The 20,399-nt window shown below is 35.8% G+C and carries 17 protein-coding genes and 1 CRISPR repeat array; of the genes, 3 read left to right on the forward strand and 14 right to left on the reverse strand.

Features of this window, described 5'->3' with window-relative positions; all coding sequences use genetic code 11:
• Positions 1 to 16: 16 nt before the first annotated feature.
• The 8 genes from crcB to cas9 form a co-directional block, all read right to left on the reverse strand.
• The gene (crcB, locus tag ACW6PM_RS03635) at positions 17 to 382 is read right to left on the reverse strand and encodes a fluoride efflux transporter CrcB (protein WP_456056251.1); all 366 of its coding nucleotides are present in this window, start codon (positions 380 to 382) and stop codon (positions 17 to 19) included.
• Between the two features lie 13 nt (positions 383 to 395).
• Positions 396 to 914 (reverse strand): nitroreductase, encoded by a 519-nt coding sequence (locus ACW6PM_RS03640; protein WP_117714170.1) that lies wholly within the window; start codon positions 912 to 914, stop codon positions 396 to 398.
• 190 nt (positions 915 to 1,104) lie between these two features.
• Positions 1,105 to 1,740, reverse strand: coding sequence for a GDSL-type esterase/lipase family protein (locus ACW6PM_RS03645; protein ID WP_456056252.1), 636 nt, complete (start codon positions 1,738 to 1,740; stop codon positions 1,105 to 1,107).
• 129 nt (positions 1,741 to 1,869) lie between these two features.
• Positions 1,870 to 2,079, reverse strand: coding sequence for a YdbC family protein (locus ACW6PM_RS03650; RefSeq protein WP_456056253.1), 210 nt, complete (start codon positions 2,077 to 2,079; stop codon positions 1,870 to 1,872).
• A 222-nt stretch (positions 2,080 to 2,301) separates the two neighbouring features.
• A CRISPR array of direct repeats spans positions 2,302 to 6,743; the repeat unit is 36 nt; unit sequence CTTTTACAGTCACGTAAATTTTTCAGTTACTAAAAT.
• A gap of 81 nt (positions 6,744 to 6,824) precedes the next feature.
• A complete protein-coding gene (csn2-St, locus tag ACW6PM_RS03655) occupies positions 6,825 to 7,808 on the reverse strand; it encodes a CRISPR-associated protein Csn2-St (protein WP_456056254.1) in 984 nt (327 codons plus the stop codon).
• Positions 7,805 to 8,131, reverse strand: a complete 327-nt coding sequence (gene cas2, locus ACW6PM_RS03660) for a CRISPR-associated endonuclease Cas2 (protein ID WP_456056255.1) — start codon at positions 8,129 to 8,131, stop codon at positions 7,805 to 7,807. The genes csn2-St and cas2 overlap by 4 nt, the downstream gene beginning before the upstream one ends.
• Complete coding sequence (gene cas1, locus ACW6PM_RS03665) at positions 8,118 to 9,032, reverse strand: type II CRISPR-associated endonuclease Cas1 (RefSeq protein ID WP_456056256.1); 915 nt, start codon at positions 9,030 to 9,032, stop codon at positions 8,118 to 8,120. Before cas1 ends, cas2 begins: the two co-directional genes overlap by 14 nt.
• 153 nt (positions 9,033 to 9,185) lie before the next feature.
• Positions 9,186 to 12,500: a type II CRISPR RNA-guided endonuclease Cas9 gene (gene cas9, locus ACW6PM_RS03670; RefSeq protein ID WP_456056257.1), complete on the reverse strand. Its 3,315-nt coding sequence runs from the start codon at positions 12,498 to 12,500 to the stop codon at positions 9,186 to 9,188.
• Between the two features lie 274 nt (positions 12,501 to 12,774).
• Between cas9 and ACW6PM_RS03675 the strand changes: the two genes are divergently transcribed.
• Entirely contained in the window at positions 12,775 to 13,518 is a 744-nt protein-coding gene (locus ACW6PM_RS03675; protein WP_456056258.1) for a tRNA lysidine(34) synthetase, read from the forward strand.
• Here ACW6PM_RS03675 and ACW6PM_RS03680 read toward each other — a convergent pair.
• Both ACW6PM_RS03680 and dtd read right to left on the reverse strand, forming a co-directional pair.
• The gene (locus tag ACW6PM_RS03680; protein WP_456056259.1) at positions 13,496 to 15,154 is read right to left on the reverse strand and encodes a GGDEF domain-containing protein; all 1,659 of its coding nucleotides are present in this window, start codon (positions 15,152 to 15,154) and stop codon (positions 13,496 to 13,498) included. The two genes, ACW6PM_RS03675 and ACW6PM_RS03680, sit on opposite strands and share 23 nt — an antisense overlap.
• A 26-nt stretch (positions 15,155 to 15,180) precedes the next feature.
• Complete coding sequence (dtd, locus tag ACW6PM_RS03685; protein WP_308668591.1) at positions 15,181 to 15,627, reverse strand: D-aminoacyl-tRNA deacylase; 447 nt, start codon at positions 15,625 to 15,627, stop codon at positions 15,181 to 15,183.
• A 381-nt stretch (positions 15,628 to 16,008) separates the two neighbouring features.
• Between dtd and ACW6PM_RS03690 the strand changes: the two genes are divergently transcribed.
• Positions 16,009 to 16,689 (forward strand): TIGR00266 family protein, encoded by a 681-nt coding sequence (locus tag ACW6PM_RS03690; protein WP_308649854.1) that lies wholly within the window; start codon positions 16,009 to 16,011, stop codon positions 16,687 to 16,689.
• 94 nt (positions 16,690 to 16,783) lie between these two features.
• Here ACW6PM_RS03690 and ACW6PM_RS03695 read toward each other — a convergent pair whose 3' ends face one another.
• Positions 16,784 to 17,242: a ferritin-like domain-containing protein gene (locus ACW6PM_RS03695; RefSeq protein ID WP_308649855.1), complete on the reverse strand. Its 459-nt coding sequence runs from the start codon at positions 17,240 to 17,242 to the stop codon at positions 16,784 to 16,786.
• A 273-nt stretch (positions 17,243 to 17,515) separates the two neighbouring features.
• Between ACW6PM_RS03695 and ACW6PM_RS03700 the strand changes: the two genes are divergently transcribed.
• A complete protein-coding gene (locus ACW6PM_RS03700) occupies positions 17,516 to 17,728 on the forward strand; it encodes a hypothetical protein (RefSeq protein ID WP_308649856.1) in 213 nt (70 codons plus the stop codon).
• Here ACW6PM_RS03700 and ACW6PM_RS03705 read toward each other — a convergent pair.
• Genes ACW6PM_RS03705 through ACW6PM_RS03715 form a run of 3 tightly spaced genes read right to left on the reverse strand, consistent with a single transcriptional unit; the run spans position 17,721 to position 20,337 of the window.
• On the reverse strand, positions 17,721 to 18,536 hold the full coding sequence (locus ACW6PM_RS03705) for a TrmH family RNA methyltransferase (RefSeq protein WP_448753968.1): 816 nt from the start codon (positions 18,534 to 18,536) through the stop codon (positions 17,721 to 17,723). The two genes, ACW6PM_RS03700 and ACW6PM_RS03705, sit on opposite strands and share 8 nt — an antisense overlap.
• A gap of 4 nt (positions 18,537 to 18,540) precedes the next feature.
• The gene (locus ACW6PM_RS03710; RefSeq protein WP_308649858.1) at positions 18,541 to 19,590 is read right to left on the reverse strand and encodes a tyrosine-type recombinase/integrase; all 1,050 of its coding nucleotides are present in this window, start codon (positions 19,588 to 19,590) and stop codon (positions 18,541 to 18,543) included.
• Positions 19,591 to 19,620: 30 nt separating this feature from the next.
• Positions 19,621 to 20,337: a lysophospholipid acyltransferase family protein gene (locus ACW6PM_RS03715; RefSeq protein WP_448753967.1), complete on the reverse strand. Its 717-nt coding sequence runs from the start codon at positions 20,335 to 20,337 to the stop codon at positions 19,621 to 19,623.
• Positions 20,338 to 20,399: the final 62 nt, after the last annotated feature.

Genomic DNA, 20,399 nt, shown 5'->3' on the forward strand with positions numbered 1-20,399 from the left:
AACCACCAGATACTCATCACTTGATTATTGCAGCAAGTTTTTCACCACACATTACACCAAGTATACATCCTAAACAGCTCAACACCACATATCCGCATCCGAGCAGGCAGTGATTGTGTTCAAACAGATTATAGGATTCCAGCGAAAATGTAGAAAACGTGGTAAAGCCGCCGCATACACCGGTCTTCCAAAACAAAACCATATTTTTGGATACTCCATCCCTGCCACTTGTGATTCCGACAATAAAGCCAATCAGAATTGCACCGAGTACATTGGTAATTAAAGTCAAAAAAGGGAACTCAGTTTTTAAGGGTATAAGGCTGATGGCATATCGGGCCATTGCACCTACGGCGCCGCCCAGTGCTACAAATAAAAAATTCATGGTGGTTATCTCCTTATATGTAAAACACGCGATTCTCTTTTCTCGGAATCACGTCAGGATAATCTCCATCAACATATCCAAGAGCACAATGTCCGATTCCCTCATACTCGTCCTCAATGCCGAGTGATTTAAGAAGCTCCTTGCCCCAGTCAGACTCAAACTCTTCCTTCGCGCGGTGAATCCAGCAGCTTCCAATACCAAGATCATGTGCTGCAAGCATCAGGTTTCCCATCACAAGACTGCCATCATAAACATGTGTCGGCCAATCCTTCTTTCCAAGAACGATAAGAATAACCGGCGCACCGTAAAATGGATCAGTATTACTTCCCATTATGTCAGCATTTCTCTTAGCAATTTCATCCCTTATTTCCTTGTTTGTCACCTGAATAATGATGGTATTCTGTGCACCTCTGCCGTTTGCCGCAAAGGTTCCGGCCTCGATTATCCGGTCAAGGATGTCCTGCGGCACCATGTCCGGTTTGAATTTACGAATGCTTCTTCTGGTTTTCATTTCTTCTAATACTTTGCTCATGATTTTATTCTCCCATTAATTCAAAAAATTTATAATCTCTATGCAGCCTTTTGATTAATTTAAGTAGATATACACTTGCATAATACATATTTGTTCCCACGTTTTAAGTATTATGCAGTAATTAAGCATAATTTACAAATATGCATAAATACTGCATATGTTATTATTAAACATCTATATCGTATAATTATCAAATCAGATTTTTTATCTCATCAAACACTTTTAAGTATCCGTTTGCATACATATGAACTCCATCAATGGCATACTCTGTCTTCTGTTCACCATGCTCATCTACAAGACTTGAATTACAGTCAATATACATACATCCATATTCATCTGCAATCATCTGCAATTGCTTATTACAACGCGCAAGATTCTCAGGTGTACGAAGCCTCATCCATTGAATTGATTCCTCTGTCTGCCACGGCAGATGTAAATTTGCCGGATAAAAAGCCATAATATATATCTGTGCAGCAGGTAAATTGTTTTTTGTAATTTCAATTATCTTGCTGAAATTATCCATAAGGTGAGACATCCATTGTTTACCATATTTATCCTCTGTGATATCATTGGTTCCAATATTTATGAATATTTTCGATGGCTCAAGATCTAAAAGCAATGCATTGATATTTTCCAAAAATTCATCTGTATTTAATCCGCCAACACCACGATTGTATATTATCTGATCGTAATTTTCGCTTCTTGCAATCTCACAGACCGGAAACATTTCCATCAGAGATGATCCGGTGAACAGTGTAGCTCCTTTTGATGCAATTTGATTTAAGTATTTGAAATTTTTGATTTTCATTTGTTGAATTTCATCCATCGTGTTTTTCTCTTTTCTGTTTCTATTATCTTATAAGATTTGGTAAATCAGATAATTTTTCATGTTTCTTATCTCCAATAATTACATTATACATAAATTTGCACAGCAATTCTCCACTCTTAAAATACTTTATAATAACAACTCCTTAAGCTTTGCCATCTCATCCTCAGACAACGTAACACCCTTACCCATCTTCTCATGCTCCGGTGCCCAGTCCCTGATATCGTACTTTGGTTCTCCACCATTCCATGAAATCTTGTTAAGTTCCTTTGTCCATCCTTTGGCACTTTCTGAGAGGATGCCGATGTGTTCTACTATTTCATATTTAAAATCTGCCATTTCTATAAATCCTTTCTGTTAGAATTGATAATATTATATTTGTTAATCATTAGTTGTTAGATGATTTTTCCACTCAGCGAGTGGAAAATCTTTTATATTGTATAATAATAAAAAATATACTGCTTCGCATTCTTATATATTACTTTAATGAATCAGATTCGTCTAGTTTAATTTTTGATAAAACAAAACACTGAAATAATATTGTTTATTGTCTTGGTTTTATATATATCGTCACGTAAATTATTCAGTTACTAAAATTCGGAGAGTGGTTACTTTTGTGTGTATGCTGTTTTACAGTCACGTAAATTATTCAGTTACTAAAATTGAGTTAGATGTGAAACCAAGTCGTAAGCCGTTTTACAGTCACGTAAATTTTTCAGTTACTAAAATGCCTTAATCCTCCTTAACTTTGAGAACCACTTTTACAGTCACGTAAATTTTTCAGTTACTAAAATTGCCGGGTTCATGCTGTCAAGTTCGTAATTCTTTTACAGTCACGTAAATTTTTCAGTTACTAAAATAGGTTTCCACCGCTATTTGGTTGGAAAACACTTTTACAGTCACGTAAATTTTTCAGTTACTAAAATCGCACGGTGCGACGGTAAACCGATTGTATGCTTTTACAGTCACGTAAATTTTTCAGTTACTAAAATTCATTTACCAGAGTTTCTATCTTTTCAAGCTTTTACAGTCACGTAAATTTTTCAGTTACTAAAATCAGCAGGTGTCATTCCCACCGCATCAAAAACTTTTACAGTCACGTAAATTTTTCAGTTACTAAAATACTCGGCGGCAACGGCATGGTAACGAAAAGCTTTTACAGTCACGTAAATTTTTCAGTTACTAAAATATGGTTGAAGTGCAGACAACACCCCACCATCTTTTACAGTCACGTAAATTTTTCAGTTACTAAAATCTATCGGTTTTGGCACTATCATACGTTAACTTTTACAGTCACGTAAATTTTTCAGTTACTAAAATGCTGCTTAGTGCTGTCGCCTACTTTAGCGCTTTTACAGTCACGTAAATTTTTCAGTTACTAAAATTTACCGAACGACATAGACCAGATTGATTTGCTTTTACAGTCACGTAAATTTTTCAGTTACTAAAATGTACCGGTGATATTGGATAAAATACCATACTTTTACAGTCACGTAAATTTTTCAGTTACTAAAATCGCCCCCTACTGTCAAGCCCGAAGTGCGACTTTTACAGTCACGTAAATTTTTCAGTTACTAAAATAACACCAACCTTTTTTGATTTTGATTTTACCTTTTACAGTCACGTAAATTTTTCAGTTACTAAAATTGGAAGGCGAGGAAAGAGCGATTATCCGGGCTTTTACAGTCACGTAAATTTTTCAGTTACTAAAATTAGGCGGTTGAAAAAGTTAATGAAATAGTCTTTTACAGTCACGTAAATTTTTCAGTTACTAAAATTAGTTTGGTGGTTAAGAGTTATTCTTCTATCTTTTACAGTCACGTAAATTTTTCAGTTACTAAAATCACGAAAAATATTAATAGTCAAGCTAATTCTTTTACAGTCACGTAAATTTTTCAGTTACTAAAATAGGTGGCATACATGATTAATAATGAGATTTCTTTTACAGTCACGTAAATTTTTCAGTTACTAAAATCCGAACAGCATAAAGATGGCGCGTGGCACACTTTTACAGTCACGTAAATTTTTCAGTTACTAAAATCGAGAGTTTCCTGATTGGTGTAAAGACCATCTTTTACAGTCACGTAAATTTTTCAGTTACTAAAATACCGCCCATAGTCAATGTTGAACATGTACCCTTTTACAGTCACGTAAATTTTTCAGTTACTAAAATAGATGCCGTCTCATGGCTCTAGTGGTGATACTTTTACAGTCACGTAAATTTTTCAGTTACTAAAATTATCAAGTCGAATGTTATTTCTTCTTTTATCTTTTACAGTCACGTAAATTTTTCAGTTACTAAAATTATCACCGAACAGGTTATCAAATCAATCTGCTTTTACAGTCACGTAAATTTTTCAGTTACTAAAATATTTATTTGCATCAAAAAAAGACTGACAGTCTTTTACAGTCACGTAAATTTTTCAGTTACTAAAATCCGTGAGGATAGGAAAGAAAACAAGGTTACTTTTACAGTCACGTAAATTTTTCAGTTACTAAAATAAAAACCTGCATGAGCCTATAGAGCTTGAACTTTTACAGTCACGTAAATTTTTCAGTTACTAAAATTTTGCATCGCATATAAGGGTACAGATGTCCCTTTTACAGTCACGTAAATTTTTCAGTTACTAAAATTAAGCCGCTCTCTTTGTTCTGTAAGGTAACTTTTACAGTCACGTAAATTTTTCAGTTACTAAAATCCATGATTTTTTGCAATTTCCTGCACCATACTTTTACAGTCACGTAAATTTTTCAGTTACTAAAATAAAAAAGCCTGAGCTTTTCATAGCTGGTCTCTTTTACAGTCACGTAAATTTTTCAGTTACTAAAATCTTATTGGATGAGCTTGACAGAGCTACTAACTTTTACAGTCACGTAAATTTTTCAGTTACTAAAATCTATGCATTCCAGGACATTAACGGAAATATCTTTTACAGTCACGTAAATTTTTCAGTTACTAAAATATGTTGGAGATGGCTACTACAGACCGGATCCTTTTACAGTCACGTAAATTTTTCAGTTACTAAAATCGGCTGCTATACCGTCACACGCTTTTGCTGCTTTTACAGTCACGTAAATTTTTCAGTTACTAAAATCCATTCATCTGCATCAGATGTGTCGAATGACTTTTACAGTCACGTAAATTTTTCAGTTACTAAAATAGAACAGCACATCAACATTAGCTGATTTATCTTTTACAGTCACGTAAATTTTTCAGTTACTAAAATGTTATAGTCGGTTTATTCAATAAATCGCTGTCTTTTACAGTCACGTAAATTTTTCAGTTACTAAAATCAAGACCAATACATTTTGTAGACTCAAGACTTTTACAGTCACGTAAATTTTTCAGTTACTAAAATTAATGCTGGCGGCCATATTCTTAACGCTGGCTTTTACAGTCACGTAAATTTTTCAGTTACTAAAATAAAGCCAAAAGACAACCGGAAGAAACAAAACTTTTACAGTCACGTAAATTTTTCAGTTACTAAAATGCATAATCCTGCCCGGCTACATCCGGAATACTTTTACAGTCACGTAAATTTTTCAGTTACTAAAATAGTGTCTAATTTCGGCATTCAGGGTAAATTCTTTTACAGTCACGTAAATTTTTCATTTACTAAAATAATTGATTTAACCAATAATCTACGAGAAGCTTTTACAGTCACGTAAATTTTTCAGTTACTAAAATTTAGTTGATGTTTTTTTAGTATTCCATCTTCTTTTACAGTCACGTAAATTTTTCAGTTACTAAAATAGCAATTCAGAAATGCAGCAGCTGTCATTCCTTTTACAGTCACGTAAATTTTTCAGTTACTAAAATAATACCACAGGTACTCTCTCTCTGAGCTCCTTTTACAGTCACGTAAATTTTTCAGTTACTAAAATGTACCAGCAGACACACGACGCCGTGACACTCTTTTACAGTCACGTAAATTTTTCAGTTACTAAAATTCATAGACAGTGTAATTTGTATTGCTAATACTTTTACAGTCACGTAAATTTTTCAGTTACTAAAATCGAAGCGAAGGGTTGAAGAACACATCAAGACTTTTACAGTCACGTAAATTTTTCAGTTACTAAAATCTCCGAGAAATCCGCAGGCCGTAGCAAATACTTTTACAGTCACGTAAATTTTTCAGTTACTAAAATTCGAATTTGTAGGGCTTTCTGAATTTGACGCTTTTACAGTCACGTAAATTTTTCAGTTACTAAAATTACGACTACTCGAACGGTAGCCTGCTCAATCTTTTACAGTCACGTAAATTTTTCAGTTACTAAAATCAGTTCTTCCGCCAGCTCAGCTGAGCAGGCTTTTACAGTCACGTAAATTTTTCAGTTACTAAAATATAGTTCCCATTTTAATTCCTGCTTCTACTCTTTTACAGTCACGTAAATTTTTCAGTTACTAAAATCCACTGGTTTCCATAGAAATTTTCCATACCCCTTTTACAGTCACGTAAATTTTTCAGTTACTAAAATATAGCTTGAGCTTCTTTAGTAGATACTCCACTTTTACAGTCACGTAAATTTTTCAGTTACTAAAATTCTTCTTGATTTATTGTTCCATTTTTTAACTTTTACAGTCACGTAAATTTTTCAGTTACTAAAATAGTGCCTCCAATTCAAAGTCATATAGAGCGCTTTTACAGTCACGTAAATTTTTCAGTTACTAAAATTCGTTCACCTTTTTGTTGACCTCGGATGTCTTTTACAGTCACGTAAATTTTTCAGTTACTAAAATTGTATCATTATAGGTTTTTGCATCTAATATCTTTTACAGTCACGTAAATTTTTCAGTTACTAAAATATTCTTGTACAAATACTATTTGTCTACTACTTTTACAGTCACGTAAATTTTTCAGTTACTAAAATAAATCCTTGCAATATTTATTTACAAGTTTCTTTTACAGTCACGTAAATTTTTCAGTTACTAAAATCTTCTATCCCAGTTTGTGTTGCCCCGTGGTCTTTTACAGTCACGTAAATTTTTCAGTTACTAAAATATCAAATCTAATCATCACAAGACGTCTCTTGTTCAAATTAACCTAATATTCTAATTTCTACAACATTTATTTTAGCACATATTATGCCTTTAAAAAAGCCATTTCAGGCATTTTTTCATCTGGTATTTTATCATTCAGCAGCAAAGTTTGGTTAATTAACTTGCATACTACATCTTCTTCTACAGTATTCAAAAAATTTGATTGTCCAATATTTTGTATTATATTGCATATAATTTCTTGAACATGTTCATTTGAAAATTCTTTTTCATAAGGATAATTTTCTTTTAGGAATAGATATAATCTGTTATATTCAGGCATTTGAAAATGCACATCACCAAAAACAGATATACCCTCAAGAAAATCTATATCACAACAAACATACTTATCCAAGCTGGATGAGAATATAAAATACAAATCATATTTTTTTGATATTGTTTCTGCCGCATGAATAGTTTCAATATATTCTTTTAAGCTTACTAAATGATCTAAATTTTCAAAAAGAATTAATGTCTTTTTAGGATTGTTTTTCAAAACATTATCTACAATATTCAATAATATTAATATAAGCTCAGCATTGGATTTATCAGATAATTCAGTATCATCAATACATGACACTTCAGATTTCTGGACCATATCCCAAACATCAGACATAGCATACGATAATTCTATATCACCGACTCTATTTACTTGATTATTAATAATCTGAAACATTATTTCTATTTCTTCACTCAAATTGCGCAGATGCAGCTGCCATTCAAAATCCTGTATAATATTTTTGACATATTCCATCAAAAGACTCTGCTTTGTCATTTTAATCATTTGAATAATATCTGTTTTATTACTGATTGAAATAACACTAAAGAACTTTCTGCCAACCTGATTATTGTCTATAAATACATTATCTCTCCACTTGTTTTTTGATTCAGAATATTTAAATGTTCCAAAGTATCTTCTTAACGATTCAAAAATATAATTTTTCTTACGAACATTTTGACCACACAATTGCGTAACAGGACATAATTCAAAACAAAATCTTTTTTCAAACTCTGTAATTTCCACATTCATATAATAATCAGCCTTTCTGTACCTATTGCTGTTTCAGAAGTTTGTCTGCAGCCAACCAGAAGTTTCATATCATCATATTGCTTCTCTGTAACACAAAGAAGACGCACATTTCCTTCCAGTGGCAGACTTTTTTTAATTCTATTTTCTATTCTGTTGGCAAATTCCCTGCTGGGACAGACTCTGACATATATAGAATACTGAATCATAACAAACCCTTCCTGAATAAGTTCTTTTCTGAATATTCTATAATTTCTTCTTTGTTCTTCTGTTTCAACAGGCAAATCAAACATACAAAACATTCTCATTATATTATATTTGTCCATACTCCTCTCCAATCAAATTATATACATCCGGAAATACAATATTATCTGTACGATTCATAATAAGCGATGCATATTGCTCAATATAATTTTCAATCATATTACACATGTACATCTTTTTATCACGATACATAATCTTCATATTCAGTATACTTACCAGTTTTCTCCTATGCTCCGGTGTAAAATACTTATCGTTTTTCATAGAATTATAGGCAACAATATCGACAATAGGTCTTAGCGGCTCCATAAGATCATCTACAAGATTAAATCTATTGTATTCACTTTTATGATGAATTCCGATCTGTGTATTAAGCCCATAGCCCACACACGCTCTGGCAATATATCCTCTAATGACAGCATATCCGTAATCCAATCCGCTATTTAACAGAATATCTTCGTTTCCTCTTGAAAAAGAGGTTCCCATTAAAAGGTTAAAATATACCTTAGCCGCATGTGCTTCTCTATTAGATTTGTCACCAATTAAAATATTCTTTGAAAATTCTATTATTTTCTCTGTTCCATCAGAATCCCTGGTCATAATCTGATATGCTTTTGCCTGATTTTCGATTTTTATTTTAACAATTTGCTGCCATAGCTTTCCATAATAATCCTGTTCTTTATCAATCTGAAATCCTATCACCTTTGACGCTCTGCTGTGATTATCATATGCGCTATAAAATCCAGTCGGAAGATGCTGCTGATTGCAAAGCATCAATCCTATCCCCTGCTCAGCTAACTGACACATCAATCTGGTAGATAAATTTGAGGCAAGGTTATCCAGAACTATCATTGATATATCATCAAGCGGAATCCATATATCCTCCCCACATTTTGTAATAATCAGGTTGTTTAGCTTAACCTTTATAGTCACTTCATTTTCGATAAGTATTACTCTAAATGCCATTTTAATCCTCCAACACACAAAAAAAGGAGCACCCGTCGGTGCTCCTGATTTCGGCATAAAGCCTTGTTTTAGTAGATCTGAAAAATTTACGTGACTATAAAATTTTCTCTACATTCATACTTTATCACCAAGAGCACGTTATGTCAATAAATATTAACAAAAACTTGTAAATTTTTCTTCTGAACAGGAATATTTATTTCCTAAAATATCATATCTGTATTTTTTAATAAATTTTGTTTTTCCAAGTCCAACTAAATTTTGCTTTTCAAATTTAGCCTTATCAATTGGTTTAGTCTCTATATAGTTTCTTTGCTTTGGCTTAGTCCGAGAAACCAGTCGCTCTGTATAAATCTTACCATCCTTCTCATACTCTATGATATCATTTTTATAAAAAGACAGCTTGAATTTAAATCCAAGATTTTCTAAATCAGATCTCGATTGTCCCGGCTGTATCATCTTTTCATTAACTAATATTCTTGCATATGCTTCTTCATCAATTACATTCCTGCCTTTTTCAAACTTAATGTCTGACTGCTTCACTCCTACAAGATAGTACGACTGATTTTCTTCTTTATAGTAGACATCCATCCTATAAGGGACAAGACTCTCTAATATTACCTTTTTGCTACCTTTTTCAAATCCGTATTTATGAGATATATCTATACAGGTGCCGACTTCTCCGTCCTTATATTTAAGCTTATCAATTTTAGGTCCATTGTGCTTTTTCGAATATTTTCTGACAATATCTCCGGTCTCCTTCTCATACTGCACAAATGGATTTGCAGCATCACTGTAGTCCTCATATATCTTACAAAGATCATCAAATGTTCTTCTATCATTCAGATACACTAACAGACGTTCTCTGTCACTATCCTTTTTACTGAATGCAAGCTTGGCAAAAACGTTTATTCCTTCTTTTGTCCTTATATCAAGCTTATTTATCTTGTATTGCTTACCATCATACTCTCTGGTACCGCGAATAGTCTGATTGCAAAGACCGCGGTTTGATTTGCGCATAACATAGTGCCAGTATTTTACATTCTTCTCTGCTTTTACAACCTCATTCCTGATATTTGCCCATTTTTTACCATATAGATAATCTGCATAAACCTCGTCTGACATGTTTTCATCCCACATGTCCTTTCTAAGAATTTCACCGGTTTCAAAATCAATAAATTCACCCTGTAATTTATGATAAGCCTCATATCCAAGCTCTGAATAACCAATAAGCATCGCATCAACAGCATGATGTGAATAGCTTTCATCACGATTTTTGTCAAGCTTCAAATTACATCTCATTTGATGAGTATAGCTTCCCTTAATTACTTTAACTTTTGTATCTGCTTCATTAGCCATAAAAAAGTTTTGAATTGTATTTAAGACAAGTCTGGATGCATAGCTCGTATCATTGATATTTCGATTTATGAAGCCTTTAAGTACATCCATTTTTGTTATATCATCACTATATAGTAAATTTTGAATTTTCTTTCTTGAAATTGCATATTCCTTTTTCTTTGATAAATTCATGACTGTTGCCTTATATTGCTCAAAGCTCCATTCGCCATGTGAATGAGTAAGATAATAATATGGTGTCTGATTACCTTTCTTCTGATTTTCAGAACGATAAACTAAAACCTTATTACTTCTGGCATCGTCAAATGATATTGATCTCGGAATTATATGGTCAATCTCAAATAATTGAGGATTATTGATTATATCATTTGGATCAATTGTCTTGCCTGAATACAGACATATTCCATCCTGTTCATTCCAAAGCTTTAATTTTAGAGAAAGCTGTTTCTGAGATGAAAAATCGGATGGTGAAAGCTTAATACCATATGTAACAGCAAGCTTTTTCTCAATGAATTCCATTTCTTTTTCATTTAATTTCTGGTTGTCATTGATTCTTTTCTTCTGCTCCTCTGAATTTCTATCTCTCGGCATCTCAATAACTATTGTGTCTAAAGCCTTGTATTTCTTTAACACTGCATTAAGGATTTTAAACGATATACGAACTGATCTGCGTACAACCGGATTAAATATATCTTCACTAACCACATCAACCGGAATATATTTTAATCCTGCAAATTCTTCCTTCGTACCTTTTGTAACTCCCATTTCCGTTAAAAGTGTCATCTGCTCCTTTGGCTGTGCATACATCTCAGGAATAAGCTCATTCATTATCTTTAATGAAAATGATTGCCATTTATTAAATAATGCACCATTAGTTTTTCTCATATTGATGAAACACTGTTTAACTTCTTCCGGCAAATCAATCCATGACTTCTGAAAAGCCTCCATCATAGCTTCTTTATCTGTATTTATCGTCATTATATAACCAATTTCGTCAAGCTCTTCTCTTGAATAATCCGAAATATCAATACCAATTTCAAGCAGAGCTTTACGCATTTTATTATATACCTCGAATTTATGAAATATCTCTTTGCCAGATTTATCTATCCTTGCGCCAGCGAAATCATCTATGTTTTCTCCCATACAATCAGAAATAATCTTACGCATATTAATGGTATTGCTGTTTTTTACACGATCAACAATTTCATGCTTTTCTTTTTCCTCCAACTTACGTCCATTAATAGTCAGATTATTTAAATCATTTAACAAATTGTATTCCTGAGCTGTATATGATGCGGCAGCCGCACGAAGCTCTTCCGGATAGACACTGCACTTACCAATTAATTTTTCAAAAATATTATCTTCTGTAATATAATTTCCATTGGCATCTAATTTTGTTGTAAATCTGCCATAATCTGTCCTTGACTTTTCATTTCCAGGACCTTCATAATACTTTCTCTTCCTGTTAAATATAAGCATATATCCATCACAGAATTCGTCCGTAAGCTCAGGATGATACTTCTTTTGGATTTCAAAAACTTTTTGAATTTCCTTCCTGTATGCCTCTATAGTAAATACATTACTAAGGTCAAGAACTTCGCCATTTTCATTAATGATTTGTGATTGTCCTCTGTATTTTCCGATAGTATTTAAACGTTCCTGCTGTATTTCACACGGATAATGAGTTTCGAGTTCTTTGGCATTCAGCTTTAAACCATTAGCATAAGCACTACTGCCAGAAACTGTATCATCTAATGCATCCTCCAAATAAGAAATGCCTCTATGCTTTAAATAACTATACAGAATCAGATACAGTTCATCTAATGTAATCTCTTCTGTAATTGCACGCACCTTCAATCCCACGATTTCAGTTGACTTAAACTGTGGAATTGACAAATTATTTTTCTCCCATAATTTAATAAAGTCATTGATTCTGGTTTTAAGACGCCTGTTATTTCTTTTCGACCCACGCATATCACGTCTGAGCTGATTGTCCGCAGCAGATGCTTCAGGAAAAATATTTGATCCTGCTTCTATAACAGTTTCGCTTTCCTTATCCAATACTGCCCATCCAACTGATGCGATTCCAATGTCTAATGCCAAGATGTACTTCATAAACAATTTCTCCTTTTCTGTGTAATTCACGCAATAAAAAATAATATGTAACATTTAACATAATAATAAAGCAAAATCTGATACCTTATTCCTATAATATCACACTTTTTGGAATTTGTATCATTATAATCTTAATTTTATGACTTTTGATTATTTCTTACTTTCTTGTGTTGGCTCTAGCTTAACACATTACGAGTCCCAAAGTCTGCCCTCGCAACACGAATTTTTGTTCGAAACTTTGTTTTTTTCACAGATTTATAGTATAATACCTACCATGAAATTACAAAAATTATACAGCAAGGTCCGTCAGGCTCTTGACGACTACAATATGATAACTGAAAATGACAAAATCGCCATCGGTGTCTCAGGCGGAAAGGATTCTCTCACGCTGCTCTATGCTCTTTCCGGCATCAGAAGCTTTTATCCAGTGCCCTTTGAGCTTGTAGCGATTGCGGTTGACCTGGGATATGAGGATTTTGATTTAACGCCGGTGAAGGCGCTGTGCGATAAGCTCTCTGTGGAGTTTTATGTTGTGAAAACTGATATTGGAAGAATATCTCTTGAGAAATCTAAGAATCAGGCTAGTCCCTGCTCATGGTGCGCAAAGCTTAGAAAGGGAGCTTTGAATGATTTTGCGCTGTCTGTCGGCTGCAACAAAATCGCATACGCACACCATATGGATGATATTATAGAGACTATGTTTCTTTCCCTGCTATATGAGGGACAGTTTTATTCTTTCGCGCCTGTTACACAGCTGGACGGCAGTGGGCTTGCCATCATCCGTCCGCTTATGTATGTCGGCGAGTCCGATGTGAAGGGCTTTAAAAATAAATACAATCTGCCGGTGTGCAAGAATCCATGCCCTTACGACGGCCACACGCGGCGCGAATATGTAAAGCAGCTCGTCAGACAGCTCAATCTGGAAAATCCGGGTGTCAAGAAGAGGCTGTTTTCTGCTATTCAAAACGGCAATATTGATGATTGGGTGAAATGCACTAAGCCTTCCGATGCTTCATAGTGCGCTTTTTCTCATACATCCGGGAATCAGCCTCACGGATTATCTCATTAACATCCTTTGTGCTGTTTTCGTTTTGCACAGCATATCCCATGGCAGCTGTGATTGGCACTATATCATTTCCATCAGTGATACATCCGAGATTCTCCAGCATTGTTTTACTTGCGTTAATAAACACATCCTCGATATCCGGTTTTGTCGAGATAAACACGAATTCATCACCACCGATTCGGTAGCACTGTCCGTATTTTCCGAGAGAAGCACTCATTACATCTGCAACGCGTTTTATCATCTCATCACCCTTCTGGTGTCCCAGCGTATCATTTACCTTTTTCAGATTGTTTACATCATAAATCGCAAACAGCATGTATGCGGTTTCGTCGGCTTCAAGCTCCTTGACCTTTTCCATATAGGAGGTGCGGTTTAGCAAATCAGTTAATCCGTCATGATAAGCAAGCCTGCTAAGCAGCTCATTTTTGATATTGCGCTGATAAGAGGCGAGAAACTTTTTCATAATCTGTACTATTTCCATGAAAAAGAATATCAATATACCAAGTCTGATAAAATAGCTTGTTTCACGTCCCGTACCTCGCCATAGAACAATGATATCCGTCAAAGCCATAAAACTTAGAACAATACAGCCTATATTGTGATATATATTCTCTTTTGGTGCCTGTACAATGCCCTTTATCGTTGAAACAAGAATAAAGAGCATAGAAATCGCAAATACAACATGTGCCGGAAAAAGTGTCTCATGATAATCCATGATTCCGGTTATTTCCAAAACAAAACTGCCTGCAAATACTATCTCGCCAATTACGCATAGTATCGCACTTATACGTTTACTATAGCTGTCATACATCTGACTTAAAAATAGTAAAAACGGTGGAATAGCAAGCCTCATAGTAGCTTCTGCTATCATATGATATATATGGGCATCTCCAAAAACCAGCTGCAGATATCGTCCGTCTGTAGTCAGATACACTCCTGCTACAAATGCTGTAGCACCAAGATTCAAAAACTCAATCCCTACTATCTTTTGCCTTGTAAGAGGAATAAATAGCAAAAGCATCACAACCCCCAGTGCCATAATAATAAAGCTGATGCAAAAGGGATTGAATCTTTTTTGTTGTTGAAACTGCATGATATCAGAGATATCGCCTATGTACATTTCATCGAGCTTTGCACTGTCGTCATCCTTATATGGATTTTCGATTTCAATAGTAAGAAGCTTTCCGTCAGTTCCCTCAGGAATAAGCACATTTACAAAAAGTGCTCCCGGTGTCTTTCCAAAAAGCTGTGAACTGAAATACTTATTCCGGTATCGGCATACTCCATCTATAAGCACTTTGATGTTTGATGTCTTTGCAAAGAAAAACAATGTTTTGTTACAATCAGCTGCCGTTATAGTGCGATGGATTACTGTAGTGCCTGATAAATGGTCCAGTGAAGCCTCAGATTCCTCACTATTTAGCCATCCGGCTGAAAAATCAGAATATGTACTGTATGCTTTTTTCTCGTGGTTATTCACCGGAGCCAGTGCACTGATTACAACCATTAATGTGGCAAAAATCAATACGAAATATATTATCACAGGAAATTTGTTTGTTACAAATCCTTTTTTTAATGATTTATCCATAAAAATTCCTTTCATACTTATAGCTTTTACAGCTTGTCAGAATCCAGTACAATCGTAAAAGGTCCGTCATTCTCAAGCTCTATCTTCATATCGGCTCCAAACACCCCTCTTTGTACTCCGGGAACTGCCTTCTCACACTCGCTGATACAGTACTCGTAAAGCTCATTTGCCATGTCAGGACTTCCTGCTTCCACAAATGATGGTCGATTGCCCTTCTTACAGTTTGCATAAAGCGTAAACTGCGATATGAGAAGGAGCCTTCCGTCTACATCATTTATCGAAAGGTTTGTCTTGTCATTCTCATCGGCAAAAATCCTCATATTTACAAGCTTTTTAATCATTTTATCAGCAATTTCTTTAGTATCAGTCTCTGCCACTCCTATCAAAACGCACAGCCCCTTTTCTATGCTGCCAGTTATATTTCCATCTATAGTGCATTTTGCGTGGTTTACACGCTGTATTACAAATCTCATTATTATATAGTCTCCTTATTATGTTATTTACAAATTATGATATGAGGGTCAAAAGGCATTTTGCCCCTCATTTATGATTAATCAGATTATTACTTATATGGCATATAGTTTTAGTACCATTTTTATCCAACAATAGCCATATCATTCTAAACCATTTTTATAAAATAAACAAGTCTGTCTGTGACTTTTCCCACATTGTTTCTGCCAAGTTCATATGAACAGCTGCAATCTTTAAAGTATATTTCATTAGGCAATTCGCATTCATTCATAAACATTCTTATACATTTATGAATTATATTGTCAAGTAACGTATTACTGTGTTAGAATTATAAATATTGAAATTGCTACAAACTAATTTTTCTAAACTAAAGGAGGATATTTATGAACTACAATATTGAGGGAGAGCCTTTACCGGTTGTAATCTGCAGCCTTGAGGCAAACGAGACTATGATTACCGAAAAAGGTGCCATGTCGTGGATGACCCCAAACATGAAGATGGAGACCACATCAAATGGAGGCATCGGCAAAATGTTCGGCCGAGCATTTTCCGGTGAGAGCATGTTCCAAAACCGATACACATCTATGGGCGGTCCGGGAATGATTGCATTTGCATCATGCTTTCCGGGATGTATCAGACCATTCCAGATTGCACCGGGACAGGAAATAATCGCTCAGAAATCAGCATTTCTTGCTTCAACCTCCGGAGTCGAGCTGTCCGTATTTTTCCAGAAAAGAATAGGAGCCGGTTTCTTCGGCGGTGAGGGCTTTATCATGCAGCGTCTGTCCGGAAACGGATTGGTATTTTTAGAGTTTGACGGCTACATAAAGGAATACGAGCTTGCACCGGGTCAGCAGCTGGTGATTGATACCGGCTATTTAGCAGCCATGACAGGAAGCTGCCAGCTTGAGATTCAGACTGTTCCGGGTATCAAAAATGCGGTATTCGGCGGCGAGGGCTTGTTCAACACCGTTGTCACCGGCCCCGGCCGTGTATGGCTTCAGAGTATGCCGGTTTCACAGCTTGCAGGTGCCATCAGACCTTTCATTCCAACAGGCAACTAAACCTATGCCCTGTGCTATGTAAATAACAGGACTGCCTATATTCGGGCAGTCCTGTTTTACACTTTGTACTAAGTTTTATGGTTTTATATTTTATCTATGCCATACCATTTGCAGTCTTGTATTTCCATAGCATCTCTGCATGATTCTGCTCTTCTATCTGTATATCTGCCAACAGCTTTCTGATATCAGAATTTCCAAATACAAATACATCAGAATTGTACTCGCCCGATACTAGCTTCTCTGTTCCTATACAGTCTGTAGCCAGATAACAGTCAGCTTTCTTGTCCTCAGAATTGCCAAGTGAATCATATGTTGCAGCAGGGTTATAATCCTTCCCCTTTGAATCATTGCAGTCAACTGACGGAACCTTTCCCTTAATCACCTGATCCAAAGAGTCAAAATGCTTTTGCTCATCCCTTGCAATTTCTTCAAAAAGCTCCTTAAGCACCGGATCCTTTGCCTGATTGCTGTATTTGGTATACTTCTCGATGCATGCCTGTTCCTGTGTTTTTAAGTCCTCAATAGCGGTTGTTTCTTTTTCTGTTAAAATCATTTAATAGACACCTCCTGTCAGCATTATTATGTACAAAGGTGTAAATTATATTTATGATTGCAATATTTTTTAATGGGTCTGCCTGAAATTAGACTTAAGATACATAAAATAACTTTTCATAGCACATCCTAACTTCATACTCAGAAAAAAAACAAAAAGTCACATTAACTATTAAGAATAATTATAAATAACAAATGAATTTAAAATCAATTAAAACAAACATCAAATAAGACGAAGAACAAATAACCCCAGCATCAATTAGGAGGACTAATCATGAATAATACAAGGATATATAATGCAAATCCACTCAACATCAGCGGCATATCAGATGATAAAACCGACTGCAGCCGTCAAAGTGCCTTCTGCGATGGCACAAGCTATGCCGATTTACCACTTGGGTGTGTATGCGAAGGAACTGAAGTCAGAAACAGCGCTGACGAAACTGTCAAGATTTACCATATAAAACACTCCCATCAGCCTATTTAGCCAGCTCCCAAAATGCCACTGCACTTGCAGCAGCCACATTTAACGAATCCACTCCATGTGACATAGGTATTTTTACAGTGTAGTCGCAGGAGGCTATCGTCTGCTCATGAAGACCATCTCCCTCAGTGCCGAGCACTATTGCAAGTCTTTCCTCTGAGTGAAGCATAGGATCGTCTATACTCACAGAATCATCAGTCAGAGCCATAGCGCAAGTTTTAAAGCCCAGTCTGTGAAGCTCACCAATATAACCTTCATTGCACTTGGAAAAATAAGCCCATGGCACCTGAAATACAGTTCCCATACTCACTCTGATTGCACGCCTGTACAAGGGATTGCTGCAGGCAGGAGTGAGCAGCACTGCATCCATATGCAGTGCTGCCGCTGACCTGAATATAGCTCCGACATTGGTTGGATTTACCACATCCTCAAGTACAGCAACTCTTCTGGCACCCCTACACACCTCTTCTACAGACTTTGGCTTCGGCCTGTACATAGCACAGAGTGTGCCTCTGGTCAAAGCAAAGCCTGTCAGCTTTGTAAGCAGATCAAACTCTGCAGTATATACCGGTATATCATGACATCTTTCAATAATGCCTCTTGCCTCGCCATTGACATGCTTTGTCTCCATCAGAAGAGAAACCGGTTCACATCCCGCATCAAGCGCCCTCTCTATCACCTTTGGACTTTCAGCAATGAACATTCCCTCTTTTGGATTGGCCCTGTTCAAAAGCTGGTTTTCAGTCAATCTGGCATACACATCCAGATTAGGATCCATAAAATCTGTAATTGTGATTATATTGTCAGACATATAATCAATCCTCCCTCAGATGTACTACCCTGGCCGCCGCACGACGCCTGCTGTCCTCCTGGGCAGCATAATGCTTACGTGTGGTATTTACATCCTTGTGCCCCAGAACATCTGCCACAAGATAGATATCACCTGTTTCCTGATAAAGTGTGGTGCCATACGTACTACGAAGCTTATGAGGAGTAATATTCTTAACAGTAGTCACAAGCCTCGAATACTTTTTTACCAGATTCTCAACCGAACGCACTGATATACGCTTCCTCTGTAAAGAAAGAAAGAGCGCATTAGTATGCCCCTCTGCGGGTGTAATAATGCTTCTCTCCTCCCAGTACGAAAGAAGTGCATCACGTACCTCATCACCAAAATAAACAATCACATCGGCACCACCCTTTCGGTGCACCTTGATTCCGTTGTTCTTAAAATCCACATCATCCATATCGAGTCCCACGCACTCTGATACACGGATACCGGTTCCAAGAAGCAATGTCATAAGTGCCAGGTCACGAACCTTGGTTTTCTCATGGAAGCGCTGCTGATTCTTTGACAGACTGTCTCCTGACTCAACCTCATCAAGAAGCTGTGCGACCTCATCAGTATCAAGACGAATGATATTCTTCTCATGTATTTTTGGAAGGGTTACCTTGCTTGCAGGATTGGTATCTATAAACTCTTTCCTGAAATAAAAATTATAGAAGGTGCGCAGGGATGCAAGCTTTCTCTTGATTCCCCTCTCATCATTGGTATGTGCGACGCCATCCTTCTCGTAATATTTGAGATAAAACAGATATTCCTCAATATCCGAAGGGCTGATCTGATCCAACAGAGATATAGGATAGTCCCTTATATCATATTTCTTAAGCGATGGGTTTGCACTCTTCATGTACTCAAAAAAGGTCTGCAAATCATATGCATACGCTATCTTGGTTCTTGAGGATTTATCCGCATCTATTCCGATAAAAAAATCCATACAGAACTTTGGGAGCTTCTGTATCATATCTCTAAGCTTTAATTCATTTTTTATATTAACATCTTCGTAATAAGCGTTGTCTTTCATAATAATACTATATAATAATCAAAGTCAGCTCTAGCCAAGCACTTCTTTGATTTTCTCCTCTATACGTTCCTTAACCAGTGCTGCTATATCCTTCGTCTTCATACCCTTGTACTCTTCATACTCAATAGGCTTTAAATAGTGAACCTGAGTTGTAACAGGACCAAAATGAAAACTGTTGAACACCTTATATGAATCTATGAGAGCTATTGGAATAATAGGTACATGAGATTTCAATGCAATCTTAAAGCTCCCTGCTTTAAAATCCTGCACTTTATTCTTATTATTGAACTTATAGCCACCCTCCGGAAATAGAACATATCTCTTGCCGTTTTTCACATCCTTAGCTACCTCATTGATTATAGTAAGCCCCTGCCTTGGATTGTCTTTCTCTAAACGCTTTGCCTGAACCAGATCCACAAATTCCCTGACAAGCATTGTATGAGACTTCTGCTTATCCATTACAAACGAAAGTACTCTGTCATGTGTAGTAATAATTCCAAGTAAATCATACTTTCCCTGATGGTTGGGATACATGATATAGCCACCTGTTTCAGGAAGATTCTCAAGACCATATGCCTCTGTTGTAATCTTTCCTGATTTGTTCATCAAATCAATACAGTGACGCATCATATCATATCGCTCAGTTTCTGTATATTTCTGCGGATGATCAGCCATGTATCTCATTTTAGGAACAATATACGGCGCTCTGTGAAAATTTGCAAATATAACAAAAAATAGCTTTAACATAAATATCTAATCTCCTGTTCAACGAAAGCGAATACAATAACGATATAGTCTGATTCGCTGCA

Source organism: Agathobacter sp., from assembly GCF_977054825.1.